The following is a 14,813-nucleotide window of genomic DNA, read 5'->3' on the forward strand; positions in this document are numbered from 1 at the left end:
CTATGTTTGAATTCAGCCCCTGATGCAGTGGATAACTACCCAAAATTGGAATGACTTCATTACCGTGCTTAGAAATGCATGGAAATCTCTGAGTTAGTTCGGTTGAATATCTTCTTTTTACAGACCATCATCAAGGTTAGAGTTGTTTGTGATGCGGCTGGAAATAGGTGCGTATTCCGATGAAATCAACCATTCATTCCACTACAAATTCAGCCACATTTTAAATGCTAGATTTCGGCCATCAAGAGACAGTCAAAAATTTAAACGAATGACAGGACTGATTTATATAGCTGCCATTCATTGAAAATAAATTAATAGGCATGAACTTCTGAATCAAGATCCACTGGATAGCCAGATTTAGAACGTTCTGGCTATCCAACTGTAGATTTATGCTGTAGCGATTTGCATTGCAGACTGTTTACGACGAACAACCCAGCCTAATAATGGCAAGCCTAATAACATCATTGCCCATTCTCCAGCTTCGGGAACTGCGGATACAGAATATCCTGAGTTACTGAAACCATAATGCTTTTCTGATCCAATAACGAGGTAGTTGTAACTCTGGCCGGGAACTTCGATAGAGTAAAAGTAATTTGTAGCGGTATCACCGATTGCTAAATTAGAATTGGCGAATACGAAATTGTTGTACGTACCATCGAAAGATATTTGTGCACCACTTGATAACCAAAAACCCCCAAACAGACTGATGCTATCAACGAATAAGCTTCCATTGCCACTGAACGCAACACCATCAAAAAAAACAGAGGCATTTGAGATATTAGTAATAAAGTTACCTGTAGCGGTACCATTGAACTTAGCAATAATTTCGTCCGAGCCAATTTTCCAGTCTAATTTATATTCAGTGGTATCAGCATAGGCATAATTGATGCCAAATAATGTAAATAATACCAGCAGTTTTATAAAGCGCTTACAATCTGAGTTGAGTTGAGTTGAGTTGAGTTGAGTTGAGTTGAGTTGAATGCATTATGTTTCCTTGAATTGGTTATTACAATAAATTTTCACCTAATTTAACTGATCAAAGAGGCAATCCAGCAATCCTCGCAACAAGAACCCTAAGACTTTCCGCTTCTACCATTTGATAGAATTGGCCTTTACTCTTGTTGATTTTTTAACACATAAAACAGGTATTTTCAATTGTACCTAACATATTTTTCTATTCTCCACACCACTATAATCAATAAGTAGCCTATAGAGCGGAAAAGCGATAGAATTCAACCAAAAAAAATCAAGTCTATCGTTTTTCTATATCACATTTCAAAAATAGTTGCAACTAATTGATATATATACATTATTGATAGGCCCTATAATAACTCAGTAGAATTGTAAGTACATGGACATCCCTACAATCCCTTTCCCTCGATCGCCAGATTGCAGAGCCTAATAAAATCTATCCAAAAAATTTCATACTCCTTAATTGTTAATGCTTAACTGACCGACAGCTTTGTATACATCAAGAGTCATTTAAAAAATTAGGCTGAATGGCAGCTTGGGGTCGATTGCGACAATTCACCACTCTAAAAAGCTGACATTCACTACAGGTGGACTCATATCGGAACGATGGCCTGAGTGAAACGGAACTGGTTTCGGGAATACGCAAAATAGGTTTATTCAGTGTGGCAAAATTTTCTGAGGTTTCGGCTTACAACCCTATATACGAGAAGTTAATTAAAAAATGCATGGGTAAATGGGTCATACATATTTTCCACGAAATGTCAGAAGTTCCTACAATTGATGTTAGAGCTAATACTATCAATATATGACTGGATAAGATATAAATAAACGCCTTTCAGCTTAAAATATTGATTGCAAAAAACACGAAACTATTTTAAATAAGCGCTTAGCAATAATTCAGTCTGTATTTTTTACATCGGTTCGGCTAGTCCGTTCATGGTTCGACTAAGCACACCACAAACGGACTAGCCGATGGTGTGCATACTGAGTTTTTGTTAGTGGTTTATAAGCAATAATTTGACTGTTATTATTAGATTTTGTGAACATCAGACGAATGAATATATGCTACTCGTCAACTTGAAAAATGGCTTAACTGCCCTGCCTAAATTTTAACGCATTGAGAATCGAAACATCATTAACTCAGAGGAGTAACGTTATGAAAGTATTTACTTGGAACACTCAAGGTGAACGTTGGACAGCAATCAAACGCCGGATTGACAAATACAATCCCGATGTTTTTTGTATACAAGAAGCGGGGAATCTTCCAAAAGCCATTGGCTACGTCGGTGAACTCACTTTTGGTGAACCCAATGATATTGGAACTTACGAGGGCTATAAAATTTGGTTTCTGCCTTGGGATAGGAACGAAGGAAATGGCAACATTCGCTGTTCCATGGCTATGCTCTTTCAAGATGGCGGCGTACCCGCCGTTTCATGGTCGACAGACACCTACAAACGTCCTGTCATGCGCAAATCCATCGGCACCAAATACTATGTGGCCAACATTCATGCGGGTGGGCAAGAGTATATCAACCAGGCGATTCTAAGTGCAAAAACCAATGCAGGCAATCGGACATGGATCGTAGCCGGTGATTTTAATCAAAACGCAAAACAAAACATGCCCTGGTTGGATAGACGCGGAGGCACTATCATTGCTCCTGACAAAGCCACACGCCCTGCGAGTGGTAAAGTGCTTGATTATGCCATCAGCAGTGACGAATTGGGGGCGGCGAGCGTCGATGGCGAACCAGACTACGGCGGCTCTGATCACCGCTCGGTTGATATTGATTGGTGATTGAAAGTTACATTGACAACTTTTGATTAATTTGCAAAAGATATTCCGCTACTTTGTTTAAGTCTTCTGCTATTGCCAGCGCTTGACATTGCGCATGCTGGTTAGCTGGTAATACAGAGGGAATATAAATACACGGTGCATTGGCTGCTGTAGCTGCATTGACACCAATAGCAGAATCCTCTAACACCAGACAATGCTGAATGTCTACACCCAGTAATGCACTGGTTTTTAGATAGATATCGGGTGCCGGTTTAGCGAAAACCACATCTTCTGAAGTGACGATAAGTTTAAATACATCCGCCACACCAGCTACATTTAAACAATGTAAGGCATTGGTTTTTTTGCTGTTTGTGGCCAGCGCGTAGGGTAGGTTCAGTTGTTTAATCACATCCAGCAGATTAAAAAAACCGGGTTTAACTGGAATGCCTGTGGTTTTAACATGAGCATGCCAATAACTTGAACTAAGCTTGGTAAAATGCTGATAATCTATGCCGTTTTCGCAATATTCATTAAAAGCAATTTCTAATTGTCTGCTTTCAATACCCGACAATGATTGCAAAAAATCCATGCTTAACGAAAAAGACAGACTAGTGGCGGCTTGTTGCCAAGCTAGCATATAGGTGCTTTCGGTATCCAGTACTAAGCCATCCATATCAAAAATGACCGCTTTGATAGACTGTTTAAGCACGTATCACCTTAATATATTCACCTTTGGCTTCACGATTAGAGCCAACAACAATGCGTTTGCGTCCGGCCTCATCGGCTTCTAATTGACCAGAAATCAATACTTGTTCGCCGGTTATTGCTTGCCCTGTATAAGTAGCGGTGTAACTGACCAAGGTTTGAATTTCGGCATGTTGCAAGGAAAATTGTGCAGGATAATCAAAGCCAAAATGATCATCAGTGACCAGCGTCTGCAATTGTATGGCACCCAATTTATGATAATGGTGCAGTTTACTTTCTGTACCGGGTATTACTAAACTTAAATCAAACTTACGTTGGTTAATCATGCCTTTATTAAATTTGCGTTGTTCATGCCATATATAGTCAGCCAATGACAAATCACAATCGCGTCGCTCATAACTGGCTAACCAGTCTTGCGCTTGCAAGTTGTGACATTGCTGCGCTGCTAAATGATGCTTAAGACGTTGCCGGATATGATGAAACACTGCACGATCATAACAAACAATATCAATATCCGATTCTGGATTATAGACGCCAGGTAACAACGATCCCGTTATTCCCAGATGTGGCAGTACAACGCCCTCACCCGCCAACAACCTACATAATTCCTGCAAATCTACAATCACCTGATCTGGCGCTACCTCAGCGAGTAATTGTTGTAATCGCGTTTGCGGTGCATAGTGCTTAATGATGGCATCCGGTGCAACAGCATGCAGATGTGCATCGCGTTCTGCTGAAAAAAACAGATACTGCGGATGATATGTATTCAAATACTGGTTGGCGGCTAGTGTATTTACTTTTTTCCAACCCTGCTTGCTTAGCACATAGCGCAAAAAACACAGCACTTTATCGGCCTCCAGTGACTCAGCCACCACTGCAAACAATAAACCTTCCTGGGTTTCTATAAAATCTTTTACTTTATAAGTATCGGTCATTTAATTGCATGAGCACGTTATTGTTAGGTAGCCAGATAAAGCAGCATTTATAAATATTAATCAATGTAGCTAGCAGAGTGGTAAAAAAGAGGGCAAATAATTTAAAACCGATTTTAAATTATTTTCTCCCATTTCACAGAAATGCATTGAAAAAAAACAAGCAATCTCATATTCTCACTCACGCACAGCTTACAATAGCGTTACAGTTTTTTTAGCCTACAATAACCATAATTGCTAATCTTGGGTTGACTATGGCGCTAGTAACTATGTTTTATCTCAATTGCTAGTCAGCGTTTAACTGACAGTTAATACCCCTCCATCATATAGGAGATAGCATGAAAATTGGTATTCCAAAGGAAATTTACACGGGTGAAAACCGCGTTGCCACCACACCTGAAGCGGCTGAAAAAATAATAAAACTAGGCTTTGAAGTCTATGTACAATCCGGCGCAGGTAATGCGGCCAATATCACGGATGCTGCTTACCAGCAAGCAGGTGTCACCATTCTTGATACCGCACAGGCTATCTGGGATACAGCAGACATTATCCTGAAAATCCGTGCGCCACAGCGGCGTTTGGATTTAGGTTTGGACGAACTGGGACTAATTAAGAACGGTCAGATTATTATCAGTTTTATCTGGCCTGCACAAAATCCCGATTTGATGGATACGCTGGCTGCTAAAAATACCACTGTGTTAGCCATGGATAGTGTGCCACGTATGTCACGCGCTCAAAAAATGGATGCGCTTAGCTCCATGGCCAATATTGCAGGCTATCGAGCAATTGTAGAAGCTGCGCAACATTTTGGACGCTTCTTTACCGGACAAATTACTGCCGCAGGTAAAATACCACCCGCTAAAGTACTGGTTATTGGTGCGGGAGTTGCGGGTCTGGCTGCTATTGGTGCTGCTAAAAGTATGGGTGCTATCGTACGTGCGTTTGATACTCGACCCGAAGTAAAAGAACAAATCGAGAGTATGGATGCCGAATTCCTGATGCTGGATTTCAAAGAAGAAGGAAGCGGTACTGGCGGTTATGCCAAAACCATGTCCAAAGAATTTATAGAAGCTGAAATGGCACTGTTTGCGCAACAGGCTCAAGAAGTGGATATTATCGTTACTACTGCTTTAATTCCCGGCAAGCCCGCTCCAGAACTGATTACTGCCGAGATGGTAGCATCTATGAAGCAAGGTAGTGTGATTGTCGATTTAGCAGCAGAACAAGGTGGCAACTGCGCTTTAACTGAACGTGATGCGGTAGTGGTTAAACACGGTGTTACCCTGATTGGTTATACCAATCTCCCCAGTCGGCTGGCGAATCAATCCAGTCAACTCTATGCCACCAATCTACGGCATTTACTCACTGATTTATCCCCAAATAAAGACGGCACTGTATTTGTAAACATGGAGGATGAAGTCATCCGCGGTGCTACCGTCATAAAAGAAGGTAACATCACTTGGCCGCCTCCCCCACCCAAACTCTCTGCAGCCCCAGCCAAACCGGTTGTGGAAGTGGCAAGTAGCGCACTAGAAACTGACAACAAAAAATCAGCTTTAGCGCAATGGTTACCTTTGTTGATAGGGGGAGCCGCATTTTTTGGTCTAGGTGCGGTTGCACCCGAATCGTTCTTGTCACATTTTACGGTGTTTGTACTGGCCTGTTTTGTAGGCTATCAGGTGATCTGGAATGTTTCGCCATCCTTACACACACCACTGATGAGTGTCACCAATGCCATTAGCGGCATTATTGTCATTGGTGCTTTAGTGCAGGTATCGGCAACACTGTCTATTATCAAAATCTTGTCAGGATTGGCCATTCTGATTGCTTCCATTAATATTGCCGGTGGCTTTTTGGTCACTCGTCGTATGCTCGAAATGTTCCGGAAATAAGGAGAACACTATGACACACGGTTTGGTCACAATGGCTTACATAGCTGCATCTATTTTATTTATTTTGAGCTTAAGCGGGTTAAGTCGACAAGATAGCTCGCGTCGTGGCAATTATTTTGGCATGGTGGGTATGACCATTGCCATACTAGCCACGGTGCTTAGTAGTAGCGTTCATGCCAACTACGCAATCTTGATCGTTGCGCTGCTTATTGGCGGTTTTATCGGCTCCAGAGCCGCCGCCAAGGTAGAAATGACGCAAATGCCTGAGTTGGTTGCCCTAATGCACAGTCTGGTGGGTATGGCTGCTGTATTGGTGGGCTATGCCAATTTTCTGGAAGAAGCATCACCGTTACTGGGTGCAGAAAAAACCATACATGAAGTGGAAATTTACATTGGTATTTTCATTGGTGCCGTTACTTTTTCCGGTTCGGTCATTGCGTTCGGTAAATTGTGCGGCAAAATCAGTGGTAAACCGCTTTTATTACCTGCGCGGCACTGGTTTAACCTATTACTGCTAATTGCCACTTTCATCTTGGGTTATTTTTTCCTGGCTGGTGCCGCCAGCAATACCAGCCTGACACCGTTATTGATTATGACGGTAATCGCCTTGATATTGGGTGTACATATGGTGATGGCCATCGGTGGTGCAGATATGCCAGTGGTAGTTTCTATGTTAAATAGTTATTCGGGGTGGGCAGCCGCTGCGACAGGCTTTATGCTGAATAACGATTTACTGATAGTCACTGGCGCACTGGTCGGTAGTAGTGGTGCCATCCTTAGCTATATTATGTGTCGGGCCATGAATCGTCACTTCTTAAGCGTCATTGCTGGTGGTTTTGGCAGCGCAGGTGGCGAAGCGGCAGAAGTGGTTGGCGAAGTGTATCCCATCGAAGCAGAAGAAACCGCGCAATTGCTGCACGATGCTAAAAACATCGTAATTATTCCAGGCTATGGTATGGCGGTGGCGCAAGCGCAGCACACGGTTAACGAAATTACCAAATTGCTGATCAGTCAGGGAAAAAAAGTACGCTTTGCCATACATCCTGTTGCTGGACGTATGCCAGGACATATGAATGTACTGCTGGCAGAAGCCAAAGTACCGTATGACATTGTATTTGAAATGGATGAGATCAATCCAGAATTCCCGCACGTAGATGTGTCTATCGTGATTGGAGCCAACGATATTGTTAACCCTTCTGCTCTGGATGATCCTAACAGCCCCATTGCCGGTATGCCGGTATTGGAATGCTGGAAAAGCGCCACAACTATCGTAATGAAACGCAGTATGGCATCTGGTTATGCTGGCGTAGGTAATCCATTATTTGTACACGAAAACACACGGATGTTATTTGGTGATGCTAACGATAGATTATTAGCGTTGTTGAAAGCGCTGCAAGGTTAAACATTAAGTTTCTAACTGGGTTGTTTTATTTCGCAACCCAGTTTTAATAGTGCGTGATAGCAATTTAACAGGGTACAGACCAGAATAGCATTTGCTGGGCTTACTTACTCTGCACATTGTAAGCGACAGACTGGTTGTCAGTTATCGACTATTTGTCAAATGCAATGAAATACCCTAAGCTTGACATTAGCGTTTAGATAGAGTTGAATTTGTCGGAATTGGTATTGATTCGGCAGCGCATTTCACTAGCCCTTCCTATAAATTCATTCGCCTCTCTGGCAATACCCGCTCATATAATTTTTTTGCTAACCCCACCTATCCAGGAGATTAACCATGCGTTTTTTAGCACCACAACCAGTGAGTATTGGCAAAATACTGGATGCGAGTTTTAAATTATACAGAGCCAGTTTTTCTAAATTGTTGGTGTTTATGCTGATTTCAGCTAGCTTTCAAGTAATATTCGGTTTGTTACAGATGTGGTTGTATAAAGATCAAGCGCAATCACCCAATTTGCCACTGATTATTTATAATGAACATCCGGTATTGATGATCTGCGTTCTGCTAATCTCTTCTATCATTACTTTTACCTTACACGTCGCCATTATTTATCGTATCAATAATCTGGAACACCAACAGCAAGATAGCATTGCTGATGCCCTAAGTTTTGGCTTTAGAAAAACCCCACGCTTATTTCTCGGTTATTTTCTGTATATACTTGCTGTGATGATCGGCACTCTATTATTAATTATACCGGGAATTATTCTGATGCTATCACTGAGTTTCTTCCTGTATTTTGTTGTGCTGGATTCACTGAAAGCCTATGCCAGTTTAAGAGCCAGCCATCGCTTAATCTGGGGAAATTGGTGGCGCACTTTGGGGGTATATACAGCTCCCGGTGTGATTATGATCGTACTGATTTTTTCTCTGGGGGGCATCATTGGTTTAGTGACCGGCGGTAATATCTTTGTTACCCAAGGTATCAGCAACTTTGTCATGGCTTTTATTACCCCGTATTTCTTTACGCTGGGTTATGTGCAGTTTCATGATCTTAAATTACGAAAATCCGGTAGCGATTTAGAAGCACGTTTAAACAATTAACTCCCCTATCCGTATTACAAGGACGTCATATGCGTTTTTTAGCAACACACCCGGTGAATGTTGGCAAAATACTGGATAGTAGTTATCGGTTATTGATGGCCAGTTACTCTAAACTGTTAGTCTATATGTTTGCTAGCGGGATTAACGAAATTTTTCTTAATGACTTAATTGAGAAAGTTAGTGCCTCTTCTTTCACCGCCCTACTGGAAGATCCACAAACGAGTGTAAGTTTGTTTGTTGGTTTTACAGGGTACTATCTGTTTAACTGTTTATGCACTGCGGGCATGACATACCGAATTAACAATATTACCCATCAGCAGCAAGACAGCTTGTTAGACAGCTTGAAATTTAGCTTTAAAAAACTACCTGCATTATTCTTTGCAGCCATACTCTATTGGCTTGCGGTTATTGTCGGAGTGGTATTACTGGTTATTCCCGGCATTTATTTAATGTTTTCACTCAATTTTTGTTTTTTATTTATCATACTGGAATCGGCCAGCCCCTATCAAAGCTTAAAAGCCAGTCATCAATTAATTAAAGGGGCATGGTGGCGCATAACTGGAATATATACGGCACCCTCTGTCATTTTAATCGTGCTGATATTATTAATCGCTATGGTATTTAGCCAGTTTTTTCCGAATGACAAAGCCTTAGAGGACAGTGTAACCAACTTTTTGGTAGCATTTATCACGCCCTATTTTCTGGTGCTGGGTTACGTACAATATCACGACCAAAAACTGCGTAAAATCGGCAGCGATTTAGACACACGGTTGAGCAACTAATGCGCTATTGTTTTTGGCTACTTTTTTGTTTGGCATTACCGGTACAAGCCAATACCGAAGCCCATTTAAGTACTTGCCTGTCACTGGCTAAACAGCAAACGCAGCAGTCAGTGCTGTTAGCCAGCGACTGTCCCGATTTGTATATGGACTTAACTAATCTCGGCCTATTAAGCAATATCAGCGACACGGTTAGCCTTAAGCAATTACAGTTATTAGCCAACAGCATGCAGCCCAGCCGTCAACTATTACCCGTGCAGCACGCTGAATTAGACAAGCTATTGGCCGATATTGTCATTACCGAAGCCCGCGATCCCAGTGCAGAATGGTGGCAAGCCCTACTAAAATGGCTGGACAGTTTGAAAGGCGATGATTATGAAGACAAATACCAATGGTTACAGCAATTTTTAGACACCATTAAACCATCAGAACAGACTGTAAAAATGTTTTTCTATGCCCTGATTGGTTTGCTGGTGTTGATGTCGGTGTGGTTAGTAATTAGCGAACTTTACTATGCCGGATTTTTACAAAAACTGACAGGCAAATCAAAACCACGCAGGATACGGCAAATCACACCCACTATTTTTTCCACACAACCGGCTGTGATACCTGATCAATTATCCACCCAGCAGCAAATCGCCGTTTGGTTGAATCAAGTGATAGACAGGCTGGCGGAGCAACAGCTTATTCCGCTTGATCACAGCCTTACCTATAGACAAATTCAAGCCTATCTATCCCAGCAGGCTTCTCCAAATTTACAGTTGTTCCAGCAGTTATTAAGCACGGCCGAACCCGTTGTATACGGCGCAAGGCCTATTGATACAGACAGTTTAAGCCGTTACCGTAACACGGTTCAAAGGTTATTAGGTAGGCCGTTATGATCAAAGAACGCCTGATCACCTTATTAACGGCCTTGGCTGCATTGGGATTGGTGTTTTATTTATTCATGCCGCAACATGCAGAATCTAATTTACCTTTATCTTTGCCAAGCAGTGAAGACCGTGGAGCTGATGGTTTAAAAGGTTTGTTTCAATGGTTGCAAGGCCAGCATATTAATGTCATCAGTTACCGCAAACCGTATACAGAGTTTAAACATGCAGCAGAATTTACCGACAACGGTAATCTGTTAATCATCAACCTACCCTCCCCCAAACCTATCAGTGAACTGGAATGGAAAAACCTAAAAACCTGGGTGGATAAAGGCAACACCGTATTGATTTTAGGGGCCGCTTACCAGCATCCTGCCTGGGCTAAAATGGAATCCTGCTTTAGCCAGATTAAAAACTTATTTATCAGTTTTAACTGGACTGTGCATAATGATAATGACAAAACAGACCCAAAAACCACAGCTACCAAAACCAACAATACCTTGAAAGAACAATTGGCTGCCTTTCAAGAAAGCTATACGCAACTGCACCCGCAGGATAGCCAGTTTAGCCGTGCCTCAGATCACCCTTTACTACACGATATCAATCACATTGACAGTCAGGTCAGGCTAGACTTGTTAAGCCATCCCTGGACTATAACCACCACAGATAGTGACAATTTAGCTCTGGAATTACTTAAACACCACAATGCCGATAACACCAGCACCACCACTGCCTGGCAATTAAATGCTCACGCCGGTCGTTTAGTGTTTATGCTTACTACTGATGTATTTAGTAATAAACATTTAAATCAGGCTGATAACGCGCAGTTAATGCTCAATATTCTGCAACATTCGCTGTCTAGTAGCGGTAGCGTCCTATTTGACGATTATCATTTAGGATTATCAGTCATTTATGATGCCGATCATTTTTTTAAAGACCCGCGTTTGCACAAAACTTTAGCCGCTATTGGATTATTCTGGCTGTTTTACCTGATAGGCTATAGCAACCGACTGGCTCCAGTGCGCCCTGTTGCTCTGCCATTATCTGCGGCAGATTTTATTCAAGTCACCACTGAATATTTTGCCCGCCACTTGCATAAACGGCAACTGGCTGCGGCATTGGTCGATCATTTACTCACCGACTTATACCAACATCGCCGTCTCCATGATGAGAACAGTTTATGGCGCTGGCTGGAACAACATAACCAGATTAATACACAGCAACTGGCACTGCTTAAAAAAGCGCACAGTAATCAAGCTGTTTCGTTACTTAAATTAGCCAACACCATTACTTATATTAGGACAGTCACGCTATGACACACAATGCCGGGCAACAGCTACAGCAACATCTACATCAGGAATTGGGAAAAATCGTGTTCGGTATGGATGAGATTTTACATGGACTCGTCATCGCCTGGATTGCCAATGGCCATGTGCTGCTGGAAGGTGCGCCAGGCTTGGGCAAAACTCTACTGGCCAAAGCGCTGGCACAATTAATGGGGGGCAGTTTTGGTCGCATACAAGGTACGGCAGATTTACTGCCATCCGATATTACCGGCTTACATATATTTAATACCAGCCAAAACCAGTTTGAGTTTGCACCTGGCCCCTTATTCAATAACGTAGTCTTGATGGACGAAATTAATCGTACTGGCCCCAAAACTCAATCGGCCTTATTACAGGCTATGGAAGAAAACGCGGTGTCTCTGGATAGAAAAACCTATCCATTAGCCGCTGATTTTTTCCTGATTGCTGCACAAAATCCGCTGGATTACGAAGGTGTTTATCCGCTGTTGGAATCGCAATTAGATCGGTTTTTAATCCGCCTTAATTTAAGCTACCCCGCCATCGATGCAGAAATAGCCGTATTGAGCCGTTACGACAAACCTGGTGGCGGTCATCGTACTGCTTTAGAACAAATCCAGCCCTTAGCGGATAATCTATTGACTGAAGCGCGCAGCCTTGCAACAAAAGTACATGTAGAAAACAGTTTGTACCATTACGCCACCCTGTTAGCACAAGCAACGCGTCAACATCCGCGTTTAAGTTTGGGCTTATCCACGCGTGGCCTTTTGGCGATTATGCGCTGTGCGCGGGTAGAAGCCGTTATAGAGGGTCGTGATTACCTGCTACCGGATGATATTAAACGCGTAGCTCCCAATGTGGTCGCTCACCGTTTGCTATTGAGTTCTGAAGCCATGCTGGAAGGTTATAGCACCGCACAGATTTATGGTGAAATTGAAAAACAAGTGGCGATTCCGCGCAACACAGATTAAGAAATCATGTCTATTTCACGTCCAGCCCTGCTGTTGATAGGCTTACTGATACTGTTTGCAGTGATCGGCATATGGTGCGGCCCACCATTACAAGGTTTATGGCGCTGGCCAGCGGCTTTGCTGATTATGATGGCTGCCTGGGAGCGCTTTCGGCTCACCAACAGCTATACATTGCAACGTCAGATTAGCCCGGTATTACCTTTAGGTGAAGCGTGTCATTACACCCTAACCATTGGCAATCACTCCAACGTATTATTGTATTTGGAAACGCAAGCCGATTATCCGCATAACTTAAGCGGTAATGCCAATTTACAACGCTGGCAGCTTAAAGCGGGTAACAGCCAAAGCCATACATTGACGATTATCCCCAAGCAATTAGGCACTACCGAACTGGGAGCTGTCTATTTAAAACAACTGGGTCAATACGGTATCTGCTGGTGGACGCGGCGTATTAGCGACCACATACCACTGCGTGTAGAACCGGTCAGATTGACTCACAACCAGCAAGTGATAGGCATACAATCATTGGGCAATCGTTACAGCCGTTATTTGCAAAGTAGCGGATTAGAGTTTTTAGAATTACAAGATTACCGCACCGGCGATGCTTTACGCAATATAGACTGGAAAGCCACCGCCCGACGCGGCAAACCGATGGTACGACGTTTTAGCCGCGATCAATGTTTGGAAATGGTGGTATTGGTCGATTGTGGTCGCAGCAGCCGTTTACAATCCGGAAATCTGGATCGCCTACATCACTACGTCAACACAGCTGCAAAATTAAGTGAATACGCCTGTCTGCACGGCGATCGTATTGCTAATATTGCCTATGCCCAACAAGTATTGGCGAAAACCGGCATGGCGGGTGGCATGCATCACTTATCACACATACGCTTATTATTAGGCCAATTATCGGCATTGAACGAAACAGCCAATGCCCTGAATGCCACCCTGGAAATTAAACAGGTGTTAAAACGCCGGGGTCTGGTTGTGTTTCTGACAGAAATAGAACAACCCGAAGCGGCCTTGCAAATGCTACAAGCCGTTAAGCTATTATCTGCTAAACATCAGGTATTAGTTGCCAGTTTGGAAGATACGCAACTTTATGAATCCCTAAAAAAACCAGCAAGACTATGGCAAGATCCGTATCGGCAATTTGCAGGTTTGGAATACTTACGTGGACGCGAACTCACCCGCAAAAAGTTACAAGCACTGGGTGTCGACATTACCTGTGGCACAGCCGCAGAACTGGATGAGCAAATATTGCTTTATTATCATCACCAGCGCGATAGAATCAGTGCTGCTTAAAAAAACCACTGTCACATAAAGCTCCTATGGATACTCTAAAACCGGCCCCTAGCCACGAAAATAGTGATTTTTTAGACATACAAAGCGCAGAATCCCTGGATTACCGATTGGAAATTGCCGGGATGGGAGCGCGTGCGCATGCTTTTATTATTGATTGGCATATTCGCATCTTGCTTGCCATTACCTGGTTTGCGCTCGTCAATTTAATCTTCTTTAAATTGAACCTGAATGAGATATTTAAAGAACCCAATGCCTCAATTGCATCTTTTGCCACCCTGGTTTTGCTATTACCTCCGACCATCATTTATTTTTTATATCACCCCGTTATCGAAATGATCATGGCTGGGCGCACACCCGGTAAACGTATGACCGGCGTAAGGTTGGTTGATCTGCAAGGCCACAGCCCCAGTGTTGGCGCATTATTACTGCGCAATGTGTTTCGATTAATTGACGGCCTGCCAGGCATATATTGCATAGGCCTAATTTCGGTAGCGGTAACTCGGCATCATGTGCGTATTGGTGACTTAGCGGCTGGCTTGGTACTCGTCTACGACAATAGCGTAGCCAGCAAAACCATGCAACAAATGTCCAGCTTGGCACTTAATTCGCCATTATCGTTAGATGATCAAAGCCTATTATTGGATATGTTAGCGCGTTGGCGAGATTTATCCCGCGAAAAACGCATCGACTACGCAGAACGGTTTTTAACCCGTATTGGCCAACCTTTACCAGCACCCGCCAAACCAGCCAACTACGAAAAAGCTTTAAAACATCAGCTTGATAGCTTGTTAACGCCATCCTGAGCCGCCT

General features: G+C 42.9%; 12 protein-coding genes. 10 read left to right on the forward strand and 2 right to left on the reverse strand.

Annotated features, from left to right (window positions below):
* Window positions 1-2,128 precede the first annotated feature (2,128 nt).
* Window positions 2,129-2,767: an endonuclease/exonuclease/phosphatase family protein gene (locus tag ABH008_RS13255; RefSeq protein WP_347986097.1), complete on the forward strand. Its 639-nt coding sequence runs from the start codon at window positions 2,129-2,131 to the stop codon at window positions 2,765-2,767.
* 7 nt (window positions 2,768-2,774) lie between these two features.
* On the opposite strand, the gene ABH008_RS13260 is transcribed toward ABH008_RS13255, so the two are convergent.
* Together ABH008_RS13260 and ABH008_RS13265 are read right to left on the reverse strand one after the other, a co-directional pair.
* The gene (locus ABH008_RS13260) at window positions 2,775-3,455 is read right to left on the reverse strand and encodes an HAD family phosphatase (protein WP_347986098.1); all 681 of its coding nucleotides are present in this window, start codon (window positions 3,453-3,455) and stop codon (window positions 2,775-2,777) included.
* On the reverse strand, window positions 3,448-4,386 hold the full coding sequence (locus ABH008_RS13265) for a hypothetical protein (protein WP_347986099.1): 939 nt from the start codon (window positions 4,384-4,386) through the stop codon (window positions 3,448-3,450). Before ABH008_RS13265 ends, ABH008_RS13260 begins: the two co-directional genes overlap by 8 nt.
* Window positions 4,387-4,721: 335 nt before the next feature.
* On the opposite strand from ABH008_RS13265, the gene ABH008_RS13270 reads away from it, so the two are divergent.
* The 9 genes from ABH008_RS13270 to ABH008_RS13310 all read left to right on the forward strand — a co-directional run bounded on the left by ABH008_RS13270 (window position 4,722) and on the right by ABH008_RS13310 (window position 14,806).
* Entirely contained in the window at window positions 4,722-6,275 is a 1,554-nt protein-coding gene (locus tag ABH008_RS13270; RefSeq protein WP_347986100.1) for a Re/Si-specific NAD(P)(+) transhydrogenase subunit alpha, read from the forward strand.
* A 10-nt stretch (window positions 6,276-6,285) separates the two neighbouring features.
* Window positions 6,286-7,677: a Re/Si-specific NAD(P)(+) transhydrogenase subunit beta gene (gene pntB / locus ABH008_RS13275; RefSeq protein ID WP_347986101.1), complete on the forward strand. Its 1,392-nt coding sequence runs from the start codon at window positions 6,286-6,288 to the stop codon at window positions 7,675-7,677.
* 333 nt (window positions 7,678-8,010) lie between these two features.
* Window positions 8,011-8,775 (forward strand): hypothetical protein, encoded by a 765-nt coding sequence (locus tag ABH008_RS13280; RefSeq protein WP_347986102.1) that lies wholly within the window; start codon window positions 8,011-8,013, stop codon window positions 8,773-8,775.
* Between the two features lie 29 nt (window positions 8,776-8,804).
* Entirely contained in the window at window positions 8,805-9,557 is a 753-nt protein-coding gene (locus tag ABH008_RS13285) for a YciC family protein (protein WP_347986103.1), read from the forward strand.
* The gene (locus ABH008_RS13290; RefSeq protein WP_347986104.1) at window positions 9,557-10,435 is read left to right on the forward strand and encodes a hypothetical protein; all 879 of its coding nucleotides are present in this window, start codon (window positions 9,557-9,559) and stop codon (window positions 10,433-10,435) included. The genes ABH008_RS13285 and ABH008_RS13290 overlap by 1 nt, the downstream gene beginning before the upstream one ends.
* Window positions 10,432-11,739: a DUF4350 domain-containing protein gene (locus ABH008_RS13295; protein WP_347986105.1), complete on the forward strand. Its 1,308-nt coding sequence runs from the start codon at window positions 10,432-10,434 to the stop codon at window positions 11,737-11,739. The genes ABH008_RS13290 and ABH008_RS13295 overlap by 4 nt, the downstream gene beginning before the upstream one ends.
* The gene (locus ABH008_RS13300) at window positions 11,736-12,698 is read left to right on the forward strand and encodes a MoxR family ATPase (protein ID WP_347986106.1); all 963 of its coding nucleotides are present in this window, start codon (window positions 11,736-11,738) and stop codon (window positions 12,696-12,698) included. The genes ABH008_RS13295 and ABH008_RS13300 overlap by 4 nt, the downstream gene beginning before the upstream one ends.
* A gap of 6 nt (window positions 12,699-12,704) precedes the next feature.
* Window positions 12,705-14,003, forward strand: coding sequence for a DUF58 domain-containing protein (locus ABH008_RS13305; protein WP_347986107.1), 1,299 nt, complete (start codon window positions 12,705-12,707; stop codon window positions 14,001-14,003).
* Between the two features lie 26 nt (window positions 14,004-14,029).
* Window positions 14,030-14,806, forward strand: a complete 777-nt coding sequence (locus tag ABH008_RS13310; protein ID WP_347986108.1) for an RDD family protein — start codon at window positions 14,030-14,032, stop codon at window positions 14,804-14,806.
* The last annotated feature ends 7 nt before the right edge of the window (window positions 14,807-14,813 follow it).

It is taken from the genome of Methylomonas sp. AM2-LC, from assembly GCF_039904985.1.
Classification (GTDB): domain Bacteria; phylum Pseudomonadota; class Gammaproteobacteria; order Methylococcales; family Methylomonadaceae; genus Methylomonas.

Excerpts from the sequence above, each read along its gene's own strand:
- ABH008_RS13255 (WP_347986097.1), top strand. The coding sequence starts at position 2,129 with ATGAAAGTATTTACTTGGAACACTCAAGGTGAACGTTGGACAGCAATC.
- ABH008_RS13265 (WP_347986099.1), bottom strand. The coding sequence starts at position 4,386 with ATGACCGATACTTATAAAGTAAAAGATTTTATAGAAACCCAGGAAGGT.
- ABH008_RS13270 (WP_347986100.1), top strand. The coding sequence starts at position 4,722 with ATGAAAATTGGTATTCCAAAGGAAATTTACACGGGTGAAAACCGCGTT.
- pntB (WP_347986101.1), top strand. The coding sequence starts at position 6,286 with ATGACACACGGTTTGGTCACAATGGCTTACATAGCTGCATCTATTTTA.
- ABH008_RS13280 (WP_347986102.1), top strand. The coding sequence starts at position 8,011 with ATGCGTTTTTTAGCACCACAACCAGTGAGTATTGGCAAAATACTGGAT.
- ABH008_RS13285 (WP_347986103.1), top strand. The coding sequence starts at position 8,805 with ATGCGTTTTTTAGCAACACACCCGGTGAATGTTGGCAAAATACTGGAT.
- ABH008_RS13290 (WP_347986104.1), top strand. The coding sequence starts at position 9,557 with ATGCGCTATTGTTTTTGGCTACTTTTTTGTTTGGCATTACCGGTACAA.
- ABH008_RS13295 (WP_347986105.1), top strand. The coding sequence starts at position 10,432 with ATGATCAAAGAACGCCTGATCACCTTATTAACGGCCTTGGCTGCATTG.
- ABH008_RS13300 (WP_347986106.1), top strand. The coding sequence starts at position 11,736 with ATGACACACAATGCCGGGCAACAGCTACAGCAACATCTACATCAGGAA.
- ABH008_RS13305 (WP_347986107.1), top strand. The coding sequence starts at position 12,705 with ATGTCTATTTCACGTCCAGCCCTGCTGTTGATAGGCTTACTGATACTG.
- ABH008_RS13310 (WP_347986108.1), top strand. The coding sequence starts at position 14,030 with ATGGATACTCTAAAACCGGCCCCTAGCCACGAAAATAGTGATTTTTTA.